Here is a 17,502-nt window from a genome sequence, read left to right on the forward strand (position 1 = left end):
ATCAAATATTTTTTTTAAAGTCAATAAAGTTTCATAACTATTTTTTGCGAAATAGAAATCAATCTTTTTTTTAATAAGCGAAATCAATGATTTCATTACAGTTCTAATGATATAATGAAATTAATAAGAATAGAAAGGACTGATTTTATGGGTTTATTTAACAAAAAGAAAAAAACTGTCAATTGGGATGATGCTTATAAAGCTAAACCTCATTTTTATAAGCAATCTGATGGGAGTGTATTTGGTGCGATGAGTTTAACTGAAGGTGTGAAAACAATGTTCTTAAAACAGCCTCAAATACATTTTGAGGTTGAAGGTCAGCGTATATCACAATGGAGAATCGCTCTTATTGATGCGACAAATGATTCGATGATAGGTCAAATGGATTATGGAACATGTCTTAAAAAATTACAGCCTTATATCCTTGCTGAAGATAGCAATTTTATTTTAGTAAGAGGATTAACTTTAGATGAATTGAAGAGTCTATAAAATAACTTATAACAATTATAATATTTTGATTATTTGAACAATCTTATAAATACAAATATTGAACACATGAAAGGAAGGTAAAAAAATGATTTTAGGTATTATTTTAGAATTCATTGTTGTTTCTTGTATCATAGTCAAGATTTTAAACATAAAGTATCGTAATCAAAGTTATCTTAAAAAAACCAATTCTCTTTTCACCGCTTTGTTATTGATTTATCTACTGATTATCAACACGCAAAGAGATAGTGTCATCTCTTTTATTTCTTCTTATTCTATGATATATATCATAACTTTGATTATTTATATTGTTCTTATCATTATTGAAACCATAAACACGATGAAGGGAAAAGGATAATGTATAAAAAATAATGGTCAAGTTTTATCTTTTTACTATCACTTTTTTAAATGTTATAATATTGATAAGGAGTGAGTGCATATGAAAAAGCTGATTATTTGGGTTGTGATGCAGTTTTTATATCGTGGTATGAAAGTTCTTTATCATGATGATCCACGTATGAAAGAAGAATTAGATGGATGGAAACAAGATAAAGTTTTAACATTACAAGTCATGCATGGACCTTCTATCACAATCAAATACACATATCAAAAAGGATTACAGAAAGTCAAAAATGTAAAACCTGATATTTGTATTACCTTTAAAAGCATTCAGACAGCTTTGCTTGTTTTTACAGGTATGATGAGTGTCAAAAGTGCTTATTTAGAACATCGTTTTTCTTTAAGAGGAGATGTTTTTGAAAGTATGAGATTTGTCAGATGTGTTGATTTGGTGGAAACTTATCTTTTCCCTCGTTTTATGACAAAACGTATTTTAAATCATCAGGAAAAGAAATATAAACCGACTTTATTGATTTATATAAAAGCTTTATTTGCTTAGGAGGGATCATTATGTATTTTGAATTTGTCAATAAAACAAAGGTATGTGCTGGGCAAAATGCTTTAAGCCAACTTGAATACGAATGTCAACAATATCATATGAAACATCCTCTGATTTTAACAGACCATGTTTTATATCAACTCAAATATGTTGATATTCTTACCAAACATTTATCATTAGATTATAGTCTATATACAGATATTCCTGTTGATTCTTCTATTCATACAATTGAAGATATTCAAGATTATTATATTAAAGAAAATTGTGATGGATTGATTGCTTTAGGTGGTGGAAGTGTTTTAGATACTGCTAAAGGTGTTTATTTGATGTTATCACAGGAATGTGAATCCATTGAAGATATTTTAGGTTTTGAAGATTTAAAACTTGGTCAAGATGTGCCATTCTTTGCGATTCCAACAACAAGTGGGACTGGTAGTGAAGCGACATGTGTCGCCGTAGTCAGTCATCCTGAAAAGCAAGTCAAACTGGAAATCATCTCACAGCATATTCAAAGTCATGTTGCTTTCCTTGATCCTGTCTTAACTCAAAACCTACCTCTCAAGACAACAGCTTCCACAGGTATTGATGCTTTAACACATGCTATTGAAGCTTATACATGTTCACAGAAAAATCCAATCAGTGATGCTTATGCTATCTTAGCGATACAAACCATTTCACAAAATATTTTAAAAGTCATAGACAATCCAAAAGATGAAAACATCCGATTAAATCTTGCTTTAGCTTCTTATGAAGCTGGATGTGCCTTTTCGAATTCAATGGTTGGTATCGTTCATGCCATTGGACATGCCTTAGGAGCTGTCTGCCATGTAGCTCATGGAGATGCCATGAGTATGCTGCTTGTCCCTTGTATGCGTTATAATCTTGAAGTCAATAAAGACTTATATGGGGATTTATTATTATATCTTGAACAAAAAGAACTTTATAGTCAAACACCAAAGGAGCAGTTAGGACAAAAGGCGATTGATTATATTGCGCGTTTATTACAAACTTTACATGAAAAGACAAATCTTCCTGTATCACTGGAAAGTGTTGAAAGTTTGCCTGAAAATATCAATGAAGTGGCTGAGAAGGCTTTAAATGATGGAGCTTTAATAGTCAATAACAAATATGCAAATAAACAAGATATTATCAATATATTGGAGGGTCATTATGGATATTAAAGAATTAGTGAAAACTCAACGTGAATTTTATCAGACACAATATACTAAAGATATTAATCATAGAATACAGACTTTAAAAGCTTTGAGAACTTGGATTTTAGAACATCAAAATCGTATTATTGAAGCTTTGAAAAAAGATTTGAATAAAGATGCTGTCGAATCTTATATGTGTGAAATTGGTTTGGTTTTAAGTGAATTAAACTATCAGTTAAAACATATTAAAAAATGGAGTCGTAATAAATATGTCTGGACGCCAATCTCTCAATTCTATGGAACAAGCTTTGAATCTTATGAGCCTTATGGTGTGACATTGATTATGAGTCCTTGGAATTATCCTTTCATGTTATCAATTGAACCAGCAGTTGGCGCTATTGCAGCTGGAAATACTGTCATTATTAAGCCGAGTGCTTATGCTCCAAATGTTTCACATGTGATTAAACAAATGGTGAGTGAAAGCTGCGATGAAAGATATGTGGCAGTTGTTGAAGGTGGAAGAGCTGAGAATACAGAACTTTTGGAACAACGTTTTGATTATATTTTCTTTACAGGTAGTGTGAATGTTGGCAAACTGGTTATGGAAAAAGCGAGTCGTTATTTAACACCTGTAACTTTAGAATTAGGTGGGAAAAGTCCTTGTATCGTTGATGATGATAAGAGCTTGAAACTGGCTGCTAAACGTATTGCTTTTGGTAAGTTTTTAAATGCTGGTCAGACATGTGTGGCTCCTGATTATTTATTAATCAAAGACAAATATAAAGATCAGTTCATTCAATATATGAAAGATACTATTCATGAATTCTTTGGTGATCAACCTTTACAAAATCCTCAACTTGTTAAAATTATTAATCAAAAACACTTTGATAGATTATCACATTTATTAGAAAATCAGGATATTGTGATTGGTGGTCATAGAAATCTAGAAACTTTACAGATTGAACCAACGGTTGTTGATCATGTTGATGGAAACAATCCATTAATGCAAGAAGAAATCTTTGGTCCTATTCTTCCTATCTTAACTTATCAAAACATTGATGAAGCTATAGCCTTTATTAATCAAAGAGAAAAGCCACTGGCTTTCTATATCTTCTCTCAAGATAAAGCGATTCAAAAGAAATTATTAAAACATTGTAGCTTTGGTGGTGGATGTATTAATGATACAATTATTCATCTTGCGACAAGTGAATTAGGTTTTGGTGGTGTTGGAAATAGTGGTATGGGATCATATCATGGTAAAAAGAGTTTTGAAACTTTCTCTCATACCAGAAGTATTGTCAAAAAAGCAACTTGGATAGATTTACCAATGCGTTATTATCCTTATAATTCAATGAAAGATAAACTGATCAGAATGTTTCTCAAATGATTTCACATATTGTTAATATTGATTTAAAATATAATATATATCATATATATAAATACAACATAAAGGAGGAAATATGATGAAGTGTCCTGTATGCAAAGATGTGACATTGCTTATGTCAGAAAAACATGGTATTGAAATTGATTATTGTCCTGAATGTCGTGGAATTTGGTTAGATCGTGGTGAACTTGATAAAATTATTGAACGAGCTTCAGGAGAAAAAAAACAGCATTCATCTAAAGATTATGAAAAATCACACAAAAAGAAGAAAAGTTCTACTTTAATTGATATTCTTGAAATCTTTGGTGGAGAATAAAAGCTGTCAGGGATAAGTGAAATGCTTATTCCGACAGCTTTTTTTAGTCTTCTAATTGTGATGTACAATGAGGACAACGTGATGCCTCAATATGAATTTCTGATTTACAAAACGGACAAATTTTCTTATCAGGAATAACTTCATCCTCTTTTTTACCAATACTCATCAATTTATTCACAGCCTTCATAATACAAAATAAAACAAAAGCCATAATAAAGAAATTTACTAATGATGAAAGAAATGCTGATGCAAAACCTGCAATATCCTGTAAAGTATATATTTTTCCACCAGTGACAAAATTTAAAATAGGGTTAATAAAATTATCAGTTAAAGAGGTCACAATACCAGTAAAAGCTCCCCCTATAATAACCCCAATCGCCATATCCAGCATATTTCCACGTAAAGCAAACTTCTTAAATTCATTCATAAAATTCTTCATATCTTCACCTACTTTTTCATAGAATAACATATTCCAACAAGAAAATACAGAATATCTTATTGAAAAAAAGTCAAACAATATCATGTCTGACTTTAATTATTAACCCCATGATGTGGAGTAAATGATGTATCATCAATACCTTTAAAAATATATCCTAATTTTTGATAATGTTCAATAATCTTTGGTAAAGCTTCCACTGTTGTTGATTTTGCAGCTGTATCATGCATTAATAAATTAATATTTTTCGCTTTACTTTGGGTTGCATTTTTCACAATGACAGAAACAGGTCTGTTATTTCCACCAGCATCTGTTGAATCTGCATTCCAATCATAATACTGATAACCTCTATTTTGGACTTCTGTCACTAATGTTGTCATTAATCCTTTACAATAACTTGCAGATTTTGTATTTGAACTTCCTCCCGGAAAACGAATATATTTAGGAACAAATCCTATTTGTTCTTTAACCATTTGTCCAATTTTATTTAAATCATCAAAATAAGCATCCATTGATGAATAAACTTCCTTATAATCATGACTATAGGTATGTAATCCTATCGTATGTCCTTTTTCATAAGCTTCTTTAATATACTTATTACATTTTTTATTGTTACCAGTCACAAAGAATGTTGCTTTCGCACCATATTTATCCAATATATCAATAATTTTCTTTGTATTTTCAGATGGTCCATCATCAAATGTTAAATATACAATTTTCTCTTCACTTGATGGAACAGCCTTTGTCACAACTTTTTTCAACACTTTAACATTTCTAGTAAAAGTATCAGCATTACCACTTCTATCTTTAACTGTATATTTAACTGTATATGTTCCTGTTTTCTTCAAATCAACATCACTTGAATCTACAGTAATTTTTGGACTAGGATCTCGATTATCTTTAGCAGTTAAACCTGAAAGATAATCAACATCTCCATTAACTTTTACAGTTAAATCATGTAATCCTGTTAATTCTGGTTTTTCAGTATCCTTGACAATATTGACTTCTATCTCTTTCTCTGTTTTATTGCCACCTTCATCTTCCACAACAACAGTGACATTTTGTTTACCTTCTTTTGTAAAGTTATAATCTTTTTTAAAATATGCTTTTGTTTTTGTTGCATCTTTAATGTCTGAAACAACATCTTTAACATCTACTTTCATACCAACATCTATATCTAAATTTTTAACTTTAAAAGTAGGTGCATGTGTATCTACAACTTTTACAGTTAAATCATATTTTTTATCATTTAATGCATACTGGATGGTATATTCACCTAATTTTTTTGTATCCACTTGACTTGCATCAACTTTTACATCGCTGCTTTTATATTTTCCATGTATCTCTTCTATATAAGAAGTTGGATCAATATTTTCATTTATTTCTACTTCAACTGGATTTTTCTTAAATGCAATCAAAGGTTTATTGAACATTTTAAAGATAAAAAACACAACTGTAACAATACATAATATCCCAACCAATAATATAGCTTTTTTCTTTATATCCTTTTTTAATTTTAGACTCATATATAACACCTTTCCACGTTTTTCATGATATCAAATTGTTTTGAATTTCTTGTGGATATTTCTACTTATTTGTATTATTTTGTGCTGAATCTTTTAAAAGATAAGTTTGAACTTCATCAATAATTCCATTTGCTATAGCTTCTCCCATTTTTTGTAATTTTTCATTATCACTCAAATAACTATAGTCATTTTTATTATTAAGATATCCCATTTCAATCAAAACAGACGGTACTGTATTATCTCTTAAAACTTGTAGAGATTTCCCTGCATCTATAATACCTCTGTTTTTTGAATAATTTAATGTTTCCATATGTTTTCCAATATTTTGAGCTAATGAATCACTTTCATTATTTTTTTTATAAATTTCAAATCCAGAAACTTCATCAGATTCATCAAATGAATTCACATGAACAGATACAAAATAGTGTGCATTATTTTCAGCACTTGTCGCTGCCCTTTTCTTTAAATCTTCTATTTTATTATTAGATAAAGAGACATCACTTTCTCTTGTATAGATAGCCTTAATATTGGCTTCTTCTAAGGCTTGACCAATCGCTTTTGCAGTTGTTAATGTTATATCTTTTTCTAAAACATCATTGACATTAGCGCCTGGATCCCAATCTCCATGTCCAGGATCTAATACAACTGTTGCTATATACTCTTTAACCTTTTCTTCCTCTTTTTCTTGGACAACTTCTTGTTGAACTTCAGGTTCTAATAAAGAAGAAATTGTATGAATCATCCAAGATGTTCCTTTATAAATACCAAAACATATAACTAATGCTAATACACAAACAATAATCACTCTATCTTTTCTAATTCTTTTCTTTTTTCTAACCACTTTTTCACTTCCTTTGCAATCGTTGTTATTTTATCATTTTTTGTCGTATAATCAAATGTTTTCCATAAAAAAATCATATTGACTCTCATCAATATGATTTATTTCTTTGATTCTATAAGTTGAATCGCTTCATCAAGAACCTTTTTCCCATTCATCATCCCATAATCTTTCATATCAATAACGGCAATAGGTTTATTTTCATCAAATAATGAACGAATATGTTCTTCCTGAAAACGAACTTGAGGTCCTAACATGATTGCATCAGCATCTTGACCATATTGAACTGTATCTGCAATTGGTCTGGCTTCAATATCAACATCTAATTGTCTTTCTTTAGCAGCAGCTAACATTCTTTCAACTAACAAACTTGTTGACATTCCTGCTGAACATACTAGTAAAATTTTCATAAGCATTCCTCCATTTATTATGATAACAATTTCAAAGGAAGTTGTAAAATTTTTTAATCAGTTTTTGAAAAAAACATAGAGATAACTCTATGTTTGATGTGTTGTTTTCACATTTATTCTTGTTATTGCTTTTTTCAATGCAATTTCAGCACGTAAAACATCAATGTCCTGTGGTGTTTTTAAACGATCCTCTGCTCTCTTTTTAGAATTTTGAGCACGTAATAAATCAATTTCATCACTTGATTCAATAGCACTTGTGATAATGGTTGTATCTTCTTCACCCACATAAACAAAACCACCTGCAATCGCAAAATAATGTTTATTATGATGAGAATCAACATAGTTCATTTCTGATATATCTATGCTACTGGCTAGAGGAATATGATGGGCAAGTATACCAATTTGCCCTGTTGTTGTTCGTAGATTTAGCATTTCAACATCTACTTCCTGATAAACACCTTTAGGTGTTACAATCTTTAATTTAAATGTTGTCATCTGTTAAAGTTTTTGCTTTCTCAACTGCTTCTTCAATAGATCCGACATTATGGAAAGCCTGTTCAGGTAAATGATCCCATTTTCCTTCAAGAATTTCTTTAAATCCTTGAATTGTATCTTGTACACGAACATATTTTCCTTCTAATCCCGTAAACTGTGAAGCAACAGTAAATGGTTGTGATAAATAATTACGAACACGTCTTGCTCTAGCAACTGTGACTTTATCTTCTTCACTTAATTCATCCATACCTAAAATGGCAATAATGTCCTGTAAATCCTGGAATCTTTGAAGAATCTGTTGAACACCATGAGCAACTTCATAATGTTCTTTTCCAACAATCAATGGATCCAATGCACGTGATGATGAATTCAATGGATCAACGGCTGGATAAATACCCAACGCAGCAATAGAACGATCTAAAACAACTTTTGCATCTAAGTGAGCAAATGTTGTTGCTGGAGCAGGGTCAGTTAAATCATCTGCCGGAACATAGACAGCCTGAACTGATGTAATAGACCCTTTCTTTGTCGATGTAATACGTTCCTGTAATTGTCCCATTTCTGTAGCTAAAGTAGGCTGATATCCTGCTTGTGATGGAACACGTCCTAACAATGCTGACACTTCTGAACCTGCCTGAGTAAAACGGAAAATATTATCAATAAACAATAAGACATCCTGATGTTGTTCATCTCTAAAATATTCTGCCATTGTCAATCCAGTTAAACCTACTCTTAAACGTGATCCTGGCGGTTCATTCATTTGTCCAAAGACAAGTGTTGTTTTATTTAAAACGCCACTTTCCTTCATTTCATAATACAAATCATTACCTTCTCTTGAACGTTCTCCAACACCTGCAAATACAGATAAACCACCATGTTGCGAAGCAATATTATTAATCAATTCTTGAATTAAAACTGTTTTTCCAACACCGGCACCACCAAATAAACCAATCTTTCCACCTTTGATATAAGGACAAATTAAATCAATAACTTTAATCCCTGTTTCTAAGATTTCTGTTTCTGTTTTTTGATCAGCATATGTTGGAGCATTACGATGAATTGGCATTTTTTGAATATCTGAAGGTAATGCCTCTTTTTCATCAATCGGTTGCCCTAGTACATTAAACATTCTTCCCAATGTTTCATTTCCTACTGGTACACAAATAGGATGTTGTGTATCTTTGGCTTCCAAACCTCTTTTTAAACCATCAGTAGACCCCATCGCAATACAACGAACCACATCATCACCAATGTGTTGTGCGACTTCTACTGTCAATAATTCGCCATTATTATCAATTTCAATAGCAGTATTTAATGCTGGTAAATGTCCATCATCAAAAGCAATATCAACAACTGGACCTACCGCACGTACGATTTTTCCTATATTTGACATGCTGCACCTCCTTATTAAGCATTGACTCCTGCTACGATTTCACTAATTTCATTCGTAATAGCACTTTGCCTTGCCTGATTATATTTCAATAATAATTCTTCTATTAAATCTTCTGCATTATCTGTAGCATTTTCCATAGATGTTCTTCTTGAAGCATTTTCACTTGTCACTGATTCTACCAAATATCCATAAATAACTGACTGTAAATACATAGGTATCAAATCATTCAAAACAGCTTCTGGACTTGGTTCAAATAAAGTCGCTTTTTTGGTTAAAGTCATATTTTCAAAATCCTGTGTATGAACAGGCAATAAATCCATCACACATGGCTGGAATGTCAAGTTATTAACAAACTTTGTATAAATCATTTGAATACTTGCAATCTCTTGATTTTGATAACGTTTTGTTAATTCATGAACAAGTCTAATGACATCTTTAAAATCTAATGTTGAATTTAATTCTACATATTGTGAATGATAATCAATATGATGATGTGCTAAATAGCTTGCACCTTTACTACCAATCATATAAATTTCATCATCTGGTTTTAAACATTCAACCATGGTTTTAAAAACATTTGCATTATAACCACCACATAATCCTAAACTTGACGTTACAATAATATAAATATGTTTTCCTGCCTGATTTTCTATTAAATATGGACTTTCCACCATACCTTTATTGCTTTCTAAGATTTGCCCTACCGTTTCTTGAATTTTACTATAGTAAGGTCTTAATTCATCCATCTGATTTCTTGCTTTTCTCAACTTAGAAGTTGCGACAAGCTGCATTGCTTTTGTAATTTTCTTTGTTGATTCAACGGATTTTATACGTCTTTTAATAGACTGCATATCATTAGCCATAAACTAACCTTCCTTATTCACTTTTAAGAAATTTTCTACAAAAGCATTCATGACATCTTTCATTTTTAAAGATAATTCATCGCTGATTGATTTTTGTTGTTGAATATCTGTTATCATTTCAGGATGTTGATTTTGAATATTTTGATAAAGTTCATCCATGAATTGATTGATTTTAGCAACTGGAATTTGTTTTGTATAACCATATTTTAAAGCAAATAATGTAATAACCTGCTGATCTACACTACGTGGAGAATATTGAGCCTGTTTTAAAACTTCTCTCACTCTTTGTCCATGTTCCAAAGTTGCTTTTGTCGCAGCATCCAAATCACTACCAAATTGTGCAAATGCCTGCATTTCACTATATTGTGCAAGTTCTAATTTTAAAGAGCTTGATACTTGTTTCATAGCCTTAATCTGTGCTGATGAACCAACACGGCTGACAGATAATCCAGTGTCAATAGCTGGTCTTATTCCTGAGTTAAATAAATCCTGTTGTAAGAATATCTGTCCATCTGTAATAGAAATCACATTTGTTGGAATATATGCTGAAATATCCCCTGCCTGTGTTTCAATAATTGGTAAAGCTGTAATTGATCCTCCACCATGTTCATCATCTAAACGACAAGCTCTTTCCAGTAATCTTGAATGTAAGTAGAATACATCACCTGGATAAGCTTCACGTCCTGGTGGTCTTTTTAATAATAAAGAGACTGTACGATAAGCAACCGCATGTTTAGATAAATCATCATAAACAATCAAGACATCTTTACCTTCTTCTAGCCATTCTTCTGCCATAGCACATCCTGCATAAGGTGCAATATATTGAACAGGAGCTAATTCACTGGCCCCAGCAGATACAACAGTTGTATATTCCATTGCTCCACCTTGACGTAATTTTTCAACAATTTGAGCAACAGTAGAATTCTTTTGTCCAATAGCAACATAAATACAATAAATATTCTGTCCTTTTTGATTTAATATTGTATCAATCGCAATAGCTGTCTTTCCTGTTTGTCTATCACCAATAATTAACTCACGTTGACCTCTACCGATAGGAATAATCGCATCAATACATGTAATTCCTGTCTGAAGTGGCTGATCAACAGATTTTCTTGTCATAACACCTGGTGCAATCTTTTCAATAGGACGTGTATGCTGATAAACAATTTCTCCTTGTCCATCAATAGGTTGTCCTAATGGATTGACAACACGCCCTAACAATCCATCACCAACAGGAACTTCAATAATTCGTCCTGTTCTTTTGACTTCATCGCCTTCTTTGATAGAACCTTCATCACCAAGTAAAACAGCGCCTACAGCATCTTCTTCTAGATTCATAACCATTCCATAAACATCACCAGGAAATAACAACAATTCTCCTAACATGGCATTATCTAAACCATGAATCAATGTTACACCGTCACCTACTGTCATAACAGTTCCAACATCTTTTGATTCTATTTGATCTGCAAAATGTTTAATCTGTTCCTTAATTAACGAACTAATCTCATCTGGTCTTAAATCCACACTTTCACCTACTTTCTTAATAATTCCTGTTTCAATAATCCCATCTTATAAGATATAGAATTATCATATACATGATGATCAATCTCAACTTTAATTCCACCAATTAAAGATGGATCAATCGCTTGTTTTAATAAGACTTTCTTGTTTGTCTTCATAGACATGGCTTCTTGAATTTTCTCTATTTCTGCTTGAGAAAGTTCGTAAGCACTCCATACTTTTCCAACTTGAATACCCAAGTATTCATAACATAAATTTTGAAATTGATGACAAATCAAAACAATATATTTGATTCTTCTTTTTTTAATCAGCAATAAAAGAAATTGATAGACATATGTTTCAATTTGTCCTTTTAAGCATTGATTCAATACCTTATATTTATCTTCATCATGAATCGCAACATGACTAAAAAACTGTAAAATACTTTGATCATGAAAGATATCTTCAACTTTCTCCATATCTTTTTGATATGTTTCGACAGCATTTTCCTCTTTTGCTAAAGCAAATAATGCTTCAGCATATCTTTTTGCAATAGTATCCATTAATGAACAACCTGATCAACAAAATCTTCTACCATTTGTTGATTTTCCTTTGAATTCATTTCTTTACTCATTACTTTTGTTGCTGCCTCAATAGCTATATTGACCATTTCTTTCTTCATGTCTTCTCTAGCCTGTTGTTTTTCAACTTCAATTTCTCTTTCTGCCTGTTCTAGCTTACGAGTAGCTTCTTCTTTTGCCTTTGCAACTAAATCTTCATGAATTTTTAAAGCATCATTTTTAGCCTGTTCAATAATATCATGATACTCTTTAGCAGATTGACGTGCCTGTTCTTCACTTTCTAACATAAGCTGCTTTGCTTTTTGCTGAGATGTTTTTGCATCCTGAATTTGTGATTCGATAAAATCAGCACGTTTTTGGAAATACTTTTGTGTTGGAGCCCAAAAGAACTTTCTAAAAATAATCAATAAAACACCTGTGGATAATAATTGAATCACGATTGTCGCAAGATTAGGGAATAATTTCCCTGCAACATCAATACTCATTGTATGCCTCCCTTCTTATAAAAAGCCAATCACCTTTTTATAAATATAAAGCTGGGAATACGAAAATTAAAATAATTGAAATCAATAATCCATAAATAGCAACTGTTTCAGTTAATGCGATACCTAAAATCATCATTGTTCTGATTTTACTTTCAGCTTCTGGATTTCTACCTACTGCTTCAACTGCTTTACTTGCAGCAATACCTTCACCAATACCTGTACCTAAACCTGCACATACTGCAATTCCTGCAGCGATTGCAACTAAACCTAAATCTGTCATATTTTATTTACCTCCATTATATTTTTTTATTTATCAAAACTATATTTATAGTTAAGATCAATCTTCATTTTCCATCATGATTAATATAGATGAAATTGTTACAAACACTAATGTCTGAATAACACCAGCAAATAAATCAAAATAAACATGGAACACTGGCGCAATAACTGGTCCTAAAAAATTAACTGTCGTTGGAATGATTAAACTTGATAACCAACCTGTAAACTGATAAAGCAACGACATTAAAATACTACCACTTAAAATATTACCAAAAATACGGAATGATAACGATATTAAGGGTGCTATTGTTCCAAAGATATTCGTTGGTGGCCAAACATTACCCTTGATATATTCTTTAATTCCTTTTTTTCGAATTGCGTTAAACTGTATCAAAACAAATGTAATAATTGTCATAGCCAACGTAATAGAATAATTGGATGTTGGTGCATCAAAACCAATTAATCCACTAATATTAGCCACGATCAGATAACAAAACAGCATTGCAAAATAAGGATAATAGTTCTTTTCAAAACGACTAGGCATAATTGATTTAAAATAGTTATAAATCATTTCTACACCTGTTTCAACGACCAGAACTAAACCTTTAGGTCTTTTGGTTGCATCTGCTAATGCAATCTTTCTTCCTGCATAAATAAAAAAGACTGCTAACATGGCCATGATAATTAAAGAAAATATCAATTCTGTCTGAATCACTATATGCATCTATTTCATCTCCTTTCTTGTTTTTAAATTTAACCAATGAATTGTGATAGGTGTAATCAAATAACCAAAAAACACACTCAAAAGATGAACGTATTCTTTCCATATAACAGCTATCATAAATCCTACAATCATCAAAAATAATTTTAACATAAACATCAATATAATTAATAAAATATGATGTCCTTCCTGTAAAATTGTATGACTAAATTTAATTGTCAATATAAAATTGATATAACAAATTATATATCCAACAATGACTCCTAAAGGATAGGCCATATTCTTCAATATTAAACCTATCAAACAAAAAAAGAGCAACATGATTAAAAAGATTTTTTTTGACTCTGTTTGAACATCTTTTTCATTCACATTGCTCACTCCTTATTTTAACACTATCTTGATTATACCGTGGATAATCAAAAATAACAAATCTTTTGATTACAAGATATAGTTCAAAAGTCATTTCTTTTTAGTATTTGTCAAGATAACTTAAATCGTACCATTATTCACACTATACAATTTTGACATATAGCTAATCTGTTCCAAACAAACGATCTCCAGCATCTCCTAATCCTGGCACAATATAGCCTTTATCGTTCAGTTTCTCATCTAGTGCTCCAACAATTAAATCCACATCAGAATGCTCAGTTTCAATCACCTGTATACCTTCTGGAGCAGCTACAAGACAAGCAAATTTAATATTTTTAGCGCCTCTTTTTTTAATGTTTGTAATAGCAGCACAAGCACTACCACCTGTTGCTAACATTGGATCAAGGACAATCACATCAGCTTCTTTTAAACATGAAGGAAATTTAGCATAATATTCCTCTGGCTGTAAAGTTTCTTCATTTCTTGACATTCCTATATGTCCAACTTTGGCTGTTGGTATAATTGTTTTAAAACCATCAACTAAACCAAGACCTGCTCTTAAAATAGGAACCAAAACAATAGGACGGACTAATTTTTTACCAGTCATAGAACATATTGGTGTTTCAATTTCAATATTTTGTAATGGTAAACTCTTTGTCACTTCATAAGCCATTAACATCGCAATTTCATCTAAGTTCTGTCTAAATTCTTTTGTACCTGTTTCTTTATTTCTCATAATGGTCAACTTATGATCAATAAGAGGATGATTTAAAATAATTGTTGCCATTTCTAATCCCTTCTTTCTTTCATTTCTAGTATCATTATATCAAATTATCCCTATAAAGCCTATCTTTATCCATCTTCATGATCAATAATCAAAAAAGAGAAGATTAAACTTCTCTTATTTCAAATATGTTTTATCTTGATACATTGTCACTTTATCAGTTAATGCTTTTACTCTTTTTAAACATTCTTCTTTAACACTATCTGTTTCTTCATTTTTTAAACGATACGCTATAATTTTACCAACTTCTCTAAAATCATTTTCATCAAAACCTTTTGTTGTCATCGCTGGTGTTCCTACACGAATACCACTTGCTTTAAAAGGTTTCTCAGTATCAAATGGAATCGCATTTTTATTAGCTGTAATGTGAATTTCATCAAGCAATCTTTCCGCTTTTTTTCCACTCATGCCACAACTTGCTTTAACATCAATTAAAATTAAATGATTATCCGTTCCATCAGCCACTAATCTAAATCCTTCTTCTTTTAAAGATTGTTCTAATGCTTTAGCATTTTTTATAATCTGGTTTGCATAATCTTTAAACTCTGGTTGTAAAGCTTCATAGAAACATGCGGCTTTCGCTGCGATAATATGCATTAATGGACCACCCTGCATACCAGGAAAAACAGCTTTATCAATCGCTTTTCCTAATTCTTCTTTACACATAATGACACCACCACGTGGTCCCCTTAAAGTTTTATGTGTTGTTGTTGTGACAACATCAGCATAAGGGAAAGGTGAAGGATGTAAACCAGCAGCAACTAAACCAGCAATATGTGCCATATCTACCATAAATAAAGCACCATTTTCATGAGCAATCTTGGCCATATATTCAAAATCAATGATTCTTGAATAGGCACTTGCTCCTGCAACAACTAACTTTGGTTTGATTTCTTCGACTTTTCTCTTATATTCATCATAATCAATCGTTTCTGTATCACGAGAAACACCATAACTATAAAATTCATAATTGATTCCTGAATAATTGAGTGGATGTCCATGTGTTAAATGTCCCCCATCAGCAAGTGACATTCCTAACACTTTATCCCCATGATTTAATAATGCCAAATAAACAGCTGTATTGGCTTGAGCCCCACTATGAGGCTGAACATTTGCATATTCACAGCCAAATAATTCCTTTAAACGATTGATTGCTAAAGTTTCGACTTCATCTACAAATTGGCATCCTCCATAATATCTCTTACCTGGATATCCTTCTGCATATTTATTTGTTAAAACACTTCCAGCTAATTCTAATATTTCTTCTGATACAAAGTTTTCTGAAGCAATTAACTCAATATTATTTCTTTGTCTATTTAATTCTCTTTCTACACTTTCAAAAACTTGTTGATCTCTCATCTTTATTCACTCTCCAAAGCCATCATTTTGGCAATTCTTTGATCATGTCTACCACCTTCATAATCAGTATGTAGCCACGCATTTAAGATTTCTAATGCTAAACCTTCTCCAATCACTCTTTGCCCCATTGCTAACATATTTGTATCATTATGAGCTCTTGTTGCTTTGGCACTGAACACATCATGAACTAATGCACAACGAATACCTTTGACTTTATTACATGTAATAGAAACACCAATACCTGTACCACAAACGACAACACCTTTTTCACATTCTCCATTTGCGACAGCTTTGGCAGCTTTGGCAGCATAATCAGGATAATCACAGCTTTCCTCATTATATGTTCCAAAGTCTACAACTTCATATCCTTGTTTTTTCATTTCTTCCATTAATACATTTTTTAAACGATATCCCCCATGATCACATGCAACTGCTATTTTCATTTTATTGCCTCCTCTATCTGTTCTTTTGTTATTTTTCCAGCTCTTAATATTTTGATTTCATCTTGACTCACGTCAACAACTGTACTGGCAATGTTATCAGATGTTTTACCATCAACGACTAAATCAATACGTCCATCCAATTGATTCAATACTTCTTGAGTTGAAGTTGTATTAGAATGTTGAGATAAATTCGCACTTGTAACTAACATAGGTCCTACCTTTTTTAATAAAGATAAAACAAATTCACTATCTGGAATACGTATTCCTATGGTTGATTTTCCATTTGTCATGCTATCATGAACAGATTCTTTTTTCTTAAAAATCAACGTAATCATTCCAGGCATAAATTGATCAATCATCTTTTGTGCCTGTGGACTAATGTAAGCATACTGAGAAATATCTGCTTTATCCGCAACCATCAAAGTAATCGCTTTAGAATAATCTCTATTTTTTGCTTCCATTAAACGATCTAATGCTTCTTCATCATTAAAATGAATACCTACGCCATAAACTGTTTCAGTAGGAAAAGCCACAATACCACCTTTTTGAATCACATCACAAATTTCATTCATTTGATTTTCTAATACAACTTTTGTCATCTTCATCACCTTAGCTGATATTCTAACACAAATGCCTTTAAAATTATACAAATATCACTTGAAAATAAAAAAAGGACAAAATAAATTTTGTCCATGGCGATTAATCATCTTTGATGATTATCGCTTTTTTGTATTGTATAATCATCTTAGGTGGTGTTCTTATGATTGATCTCTCTACTC

General features: G+C 31.5%; 22 protein-coding genes. 5 read left to right on the top strand and 17 right to left on the bottom strand.

Annotated elements, in window-relative coordinates:
• Positions 1-114 precede the first annotated feature (114 nt).
• The 5 genes from B5E87_RS11975 (at position 115) to B5E87_RS12000 (ending at position 4,238) form a co-directional block, all read left to right on the top strand.
• Positions 115-489: a DUF4299 family protein gene (locus tag B5E87_RS11975; protein ID WP_087245139.1), complete on the top strand. Its 375-nt coding sequence runs from the start codon at positions 115-117 to the stop codon at positions 487-489.
• A gap of 436 nt (positions 490-925) precedes the next feature.
• Positions 926-1,384 carry a hypothetical protein gene (locus tag B5E87_RS11985; protein ID WP_087245141.1) on the top strand — a complete coding sequence of 153 codons (459 nt, stop codon included), beginning with the start codon at positions 926-928 and terminating at the stop codon, positions 1,382-1,384.
• Positions 1,385-1,395: 11 nt separating this feature from the next.
• Entirely contained in the window at positions 1,396-2,565 is a 1,170-nt protein-coding gene (locus tag B5E87_RS11990) for an iron-containing alcohol dehydrogenase (protein WP_087245142.1), read from the top strand.
• The gene (locus tag B5E87_RS11995; RefSeq protein ID WP_087245143.1) at positions 2,555-3,925 is read left to right on the top strand and encodes an aldehyde dehydrogenase; all 1,371 of its coding nucleotides are present in this window, start codon (positions 2,555-2,557) and stop codon (positions 3,923-3,925) included. The genes B5E87_RS11990 and B5E87_RS11995 overlap by 11 nt, the downstream gene beginning before the upstream one ends.
• A gap of 73 nt (positions 3,926-3,998) precedes the next feature.
• Positions 3,999-4,238, top strand: coding sequence for a TFIIB-type zinc ribbon-containing protein (locus B5E87_RS12000; protein WP_241147178.1), 240 nt, complete (start codon positions 3,999-4,001; stop codon positions 4,236-4,238).
• Positions 4,239-4,281: 43 nt separating this feature from the next.
• Here the strand turns inward: B5E87_RS12000 and mscL are convergent, their stop codons facing one another.
• The 17 genes from mscL to B5E87_RS12085 form a co-directional block, all read right to left on the bottom strand.
• Positions 4,282-4,677, bottom strand: coding sequence for a large conductance mechanosensitive channel protein MscL (gene mscL, locus B5E87_RS12005; protein WP_087245145.1), 396 nt, complete (start codon positions 4,675-4,677; stop codon positions 4,282-4,284).
• A 92-nt stretch (positions 4,678-4,769) separates the two neighbouring features.
• Positions 4,770-6,200, bottom strand: coding sequence for a polysaccharide deacetylase family protein (locus B5E87_RS12010; RefSeq protein WP_087245146.1), 1,431 nt, complete (start codon positions 6,198-6,200; stop codon positions 4,770-4,772).
• Between the two features lie 61 nt (positions 6,201-6,261).
• Positions 6,262-7,041, bottom strand: coding sequence for an N-acetylmuramoyl-L-alanine amidase family protein (locus tag B5E87_RS12015; protein ID WP_087245147.1), 780 nt, complete (start codon positions 7,039-7,041; stop codon positions 6,262-6,264).
• 98 nt (positions 7,042-7,139) lie between these two features.
• Positions 7,140-7,448 (bottom strand): PTS sugar transporter subunit IIB, encoded by a 309-nt coding sequence (locus B5E87_RS12020; RefSeq protein ID WP_087245148.1) that lies wholly within the window; start codon positions 7,446-7,448, stop codon positions 7,140-7,142.
• An 87-nt stretch (positions 7,449-7,535) separates the two neighbouring features.
• Positions 7,536-7,943 (bottom strand): ATP synthase F1 subunit epsilon, encoded by a 408-nt coding sequence (atpC, locus tag B5E87_RS12025; protein WP_087245149.1) that lies wholly within the window; start codon positions 7,941-7,943, stop codon positions 7,536-7,538.
• Positions 7,930-9,336, bottom strand: a complete 1,407-nt coding sequence (gene atpD / locus B5E87_RS12030) for a F0F1 ATP synthase subunit beta (protein WP_087245150.1) — start codon at positions 9,334-9,336, stop codon at positions 7,930-7,932. The genes atpC and atpD overlap by 14 nt, the downstream gene beginning before the upstream one ends.
• Positions 9,337-9,350: 14 nt before the next feature.
• Positions 9,351-10,199 (bottom strand): ATP synthase F1 subunit gamma, encoded by an 849-nt coding sequence (gene atpG / locus B5E87_RS12035; protein WP_087245151.1) that lies wholly within the window; start codon positions 10,197-10,199, stop codon positions 9,351-9,353.
• Between the two features lie 3 nt (positions 10,200-10,202).
• Positions 10,203-11,726: a F0F1 ATP synthase subunit alpha gene (gene atpA, locus B5E87_RS12040; protein ID WP_087245152.1), complete on the bottom strand. Its 1,524-nt coding sequence runs from the start codon at positions 11,724-11,726 to the stop codon at positions 10,203-10,205.
• Between the two features lie 8 nt (positions 11,727-11,734).
• The gene (locus B5E87_RS12045; protein WP_087245153.1) at positions 11,735-12,265 is read right to left on the bottom strand and encodes a F0F1 ATP synthase subunit delta; all 531 of its coding nucleotides are present in this window, start codon (positions 12,263-12,265) and stop codon (positions 11,735-11,737) included.
• Positions 12,265-12,768 carry a F0F1 ATP synthase subunit B gene (atpF, locus tag B5E87_RS12050; RefSeq protein WP_087245154.1) on the bottom strand — a complete coding sequence of 168 codons (504 nt, stop codon included), beginning with the start codon at positions 12,766-12,768 and terminating at the stop codon, positions 12,265-12,267. The genes B5E87_RS12045 and atpF overlap by 1 nt, the downstream gene beginning before the upstream one ends.
• A gap of 37 nt (positions 12,769-12,805) precedes the next feature.
• The gene (gene atpE, locus B5E87_RS12055) at positions 12,806-13,048 is read right to left on the bottom strand and encodes an ATP synthase F0 subunit C (RefSeq protein WP_087245155.1); all 243 of its coding nucleotides are present in this window, start codon (positions 13,046-13,048) and stop codon (positions 12,806-12,808) included.
• 57 nt (positions 13,049-13,105) lie between these two features.
• Complete coding sequence (locus tag B5E87_RS12060) at positions 13,106-13,771, bottom strand: F0F1 ATP synthase subunit A (protein WP_087245156.1); 666 nt, start codon at positions 13,769-13,771, stop codon at positions 13,106-13,108.
• Positions 13,772-14,137: an ATP synthase subunit I gene (locus B5E87_RS12065; protein WP_087245157.1), complete on the bottom strand. Its 366-nt coding sequence runs from the start codon at positions 14,135-14,137 to the stop codon at positions 13,772-13,774. It lies immediately after the preceding gene.
• A 163-nt stretch (positions 14,138-14,300) separates the two neighbouring features.
• Entirely contained in the window at positions 14,301-14,924 is a 624-nt protein-coding gene (gene upp, locus B5E87_RS12070) for a uracil phosphoribosyltransferase (protein ID WP_087245158.1), read from the bottom strand.
• A 114-nt stretch (positions 14,925-15,038) separates the two neighbouring features.
• A complete protein-coding gene (locus B5E87_RS12075; RefSeq protein ID WP_087245159.1) occupies positions 15,039-16,280 on the bottom strand; it encodes a serine hydroxymethyltransferase in 1,242 nt (413 codons plus the stop codon).
• 2 nt (positions 16,281-16,282) lie between these two features.
• Positions 16,283-16,723 (bottom strand): ribose 5-phosphate isomerase B, encoded by a 441-nt coding sequence (gene rpiB / locus B5E87_RS12080; protein WP_087245160.1) that lies wholly within the window; start codon positions 16,721-16,723, stop codon positions 16,283-16,285.
• Positions 16,720-17,322, bottom strand: a complete 603-nt coding sequence (locus B5E87_RS12085; protein WP_087245161.1) for an L-threonylcarbamoyladenylate synthase — start codon at positions 17,320-17,322, stop codon at positions 16,720-16,722. Before B5E87_RS12085 ends, rpiB begins: the two co-directional genes overlap by 4 nt.
• Positions 17,323-17,502: the final 180 nt, after the last annotated feature.

This window comes from Massilimicrobiota sp. An142 (assembly GCF_002160725.1).
Lineage (GTDB): Bacteria > Bacillota_I > Bacilli_A > Erysipelotrichales > Coprobacillaceae > Allocoprobacillus > Allocoprobacillus merdigallinarum.

What these genes read in the sequence shown, in the direction of transcription:
- B5E87_RS11975 (WP_087245139.1), top strand. Translation starts at nt 115, where the DNA reads ATGAAATTAATAAGAATAGAAAGGACTGATTTTATGGGTTTATTTAAC.
- B5E87_RS11985 (WP_087245141.1), top strand. Translation starts at nt 926, where the DNA reads ATGAAAAAGCTGATTATTTGGGTTGTGATGCAGTTTTTATATCGTGGT.
- B5E87_RS11990 (WP_087245142.1), top strand. Translation starts at nt 1,396, where the DNA reads ATGTATTTTGAATTTGTCAATAAAACAAAGGTATGTGCTGGGCAAAAT.
- B5E87_RS11995 (WP_087245143.1), top strand. Translation starts at nt 2,555, where the DNA reads ATGGATATTAAAGAATTAGTGAAAACTCAACGTGAATTTTATCAGACA.
- B5E87_RS12000 (WP_241147178.1), top strand. Translation starts at nt 3,999, where the DNA reads ATGATGAAGTGTCCTGTATGCAAAGATGTGACATTGCTTATGTCAGAA.
- mscL (WP_087245145.1), bottom strand. Translation starts at nt 4,677, where the DNA reads ATGAAGAATTTTATGAATGAATTTAAGAAGTTTGCTTTACGTGGAAAT.
- B5E87_RS12010 (WP_087245146.1), bottom strand. Translation starts at nt 6,200, where the DNA reads ATGAGTCTAAAATTAAAAAAGGATATAAAGAAAAAAGCTATATTATTG.
- B5E87_RS12020 (WP_087245148.1), bottom strand. Translation starts at nt 7,448, where the DNA reads ATGAAAATTTTACTAGTATGTTCAGCAGGAATGTCAACAAGTTTGTTA.
- atpC (WP_087245149.1), bottom strand. Translation starts at nt 7,943, where the DNA reads ATGACAACATTTAAATTAAAGATTGTAACACCTAAAGGTGTTTATCAG.
- atpD (WP_087245150.1), bottom strand. Translation starts at nt 9,336, where the DNA reads ATGTCAAATATAGGAAAAATCGTACGTGCGGTAGGTCCAGTTGTTGAT.
- atpG (WP_087245151.1), bottom strand. Translation starts at nt 10,199, where the DNA reads ATGGCTAATGATATGCAGTCTATTAAAAGACGTATAAAATCCGTTGAA.
- B5E87_RS12045 (WP_087245153.1), bottom strand. Translation starts at nt 12,265, where the DNA reads ATGGATACTATTGCAAAAAGATATGCTGAAGCATTATTTGCTTTAGCA.
- atpF (WP_087245154.1), bottom strand. Translation starts at nt 12,768, where the DNA reads ATGAGTATTGATGTTGCAGGGAAATTATTCCCTAATCTTGCGACAATC.
- atpE (WP_087245155.1), bottom strand. Translation starts at nt 13,048, where the DNA reads ATGACAGATTTAGGTTTAGTTGCAATCGCTGCAGGAATTGCAGTATGT.
- B5E87_RS12060 (WP_087245156.1), bottom strand. Translation starts at nt 13,771, where the DNA reads ATGCATATAGTGATTCAGACAGAATTGATATTTTCTTTAATTATCATG.
- upp (WP_087245158.1), bottom strand. Translation starts at nt 14,924, where the DNA reads ATGGCAACAATTATTTTAAATCATCCTCTTATTGATCATAAGTTGACC.
- B5E87_RS12075 (WP_087245159.1), bottom strand. Translation starts at nt 16,280, where the DNA reads ATGAGAGATCAACAAGTTTTTGAAAGTGTAGAAAGAGAATTAAATAGA.
- rpiB (WP_087245160.1), bottom strand. Translation starts at nt 16,723, where the DNA reads ATGAAAATAGCAGTTGCATGTGATCATGGGGGATATCGTTTAAAAAAT.
- B5E87_RS12085 (WP_087245161.1), bottom strand. Translation starts at nt 17,322, where the DNA reads ATGACAAAAGTTGTATTAGAAAATCAAATGAATGAAATTTGTGATGTG.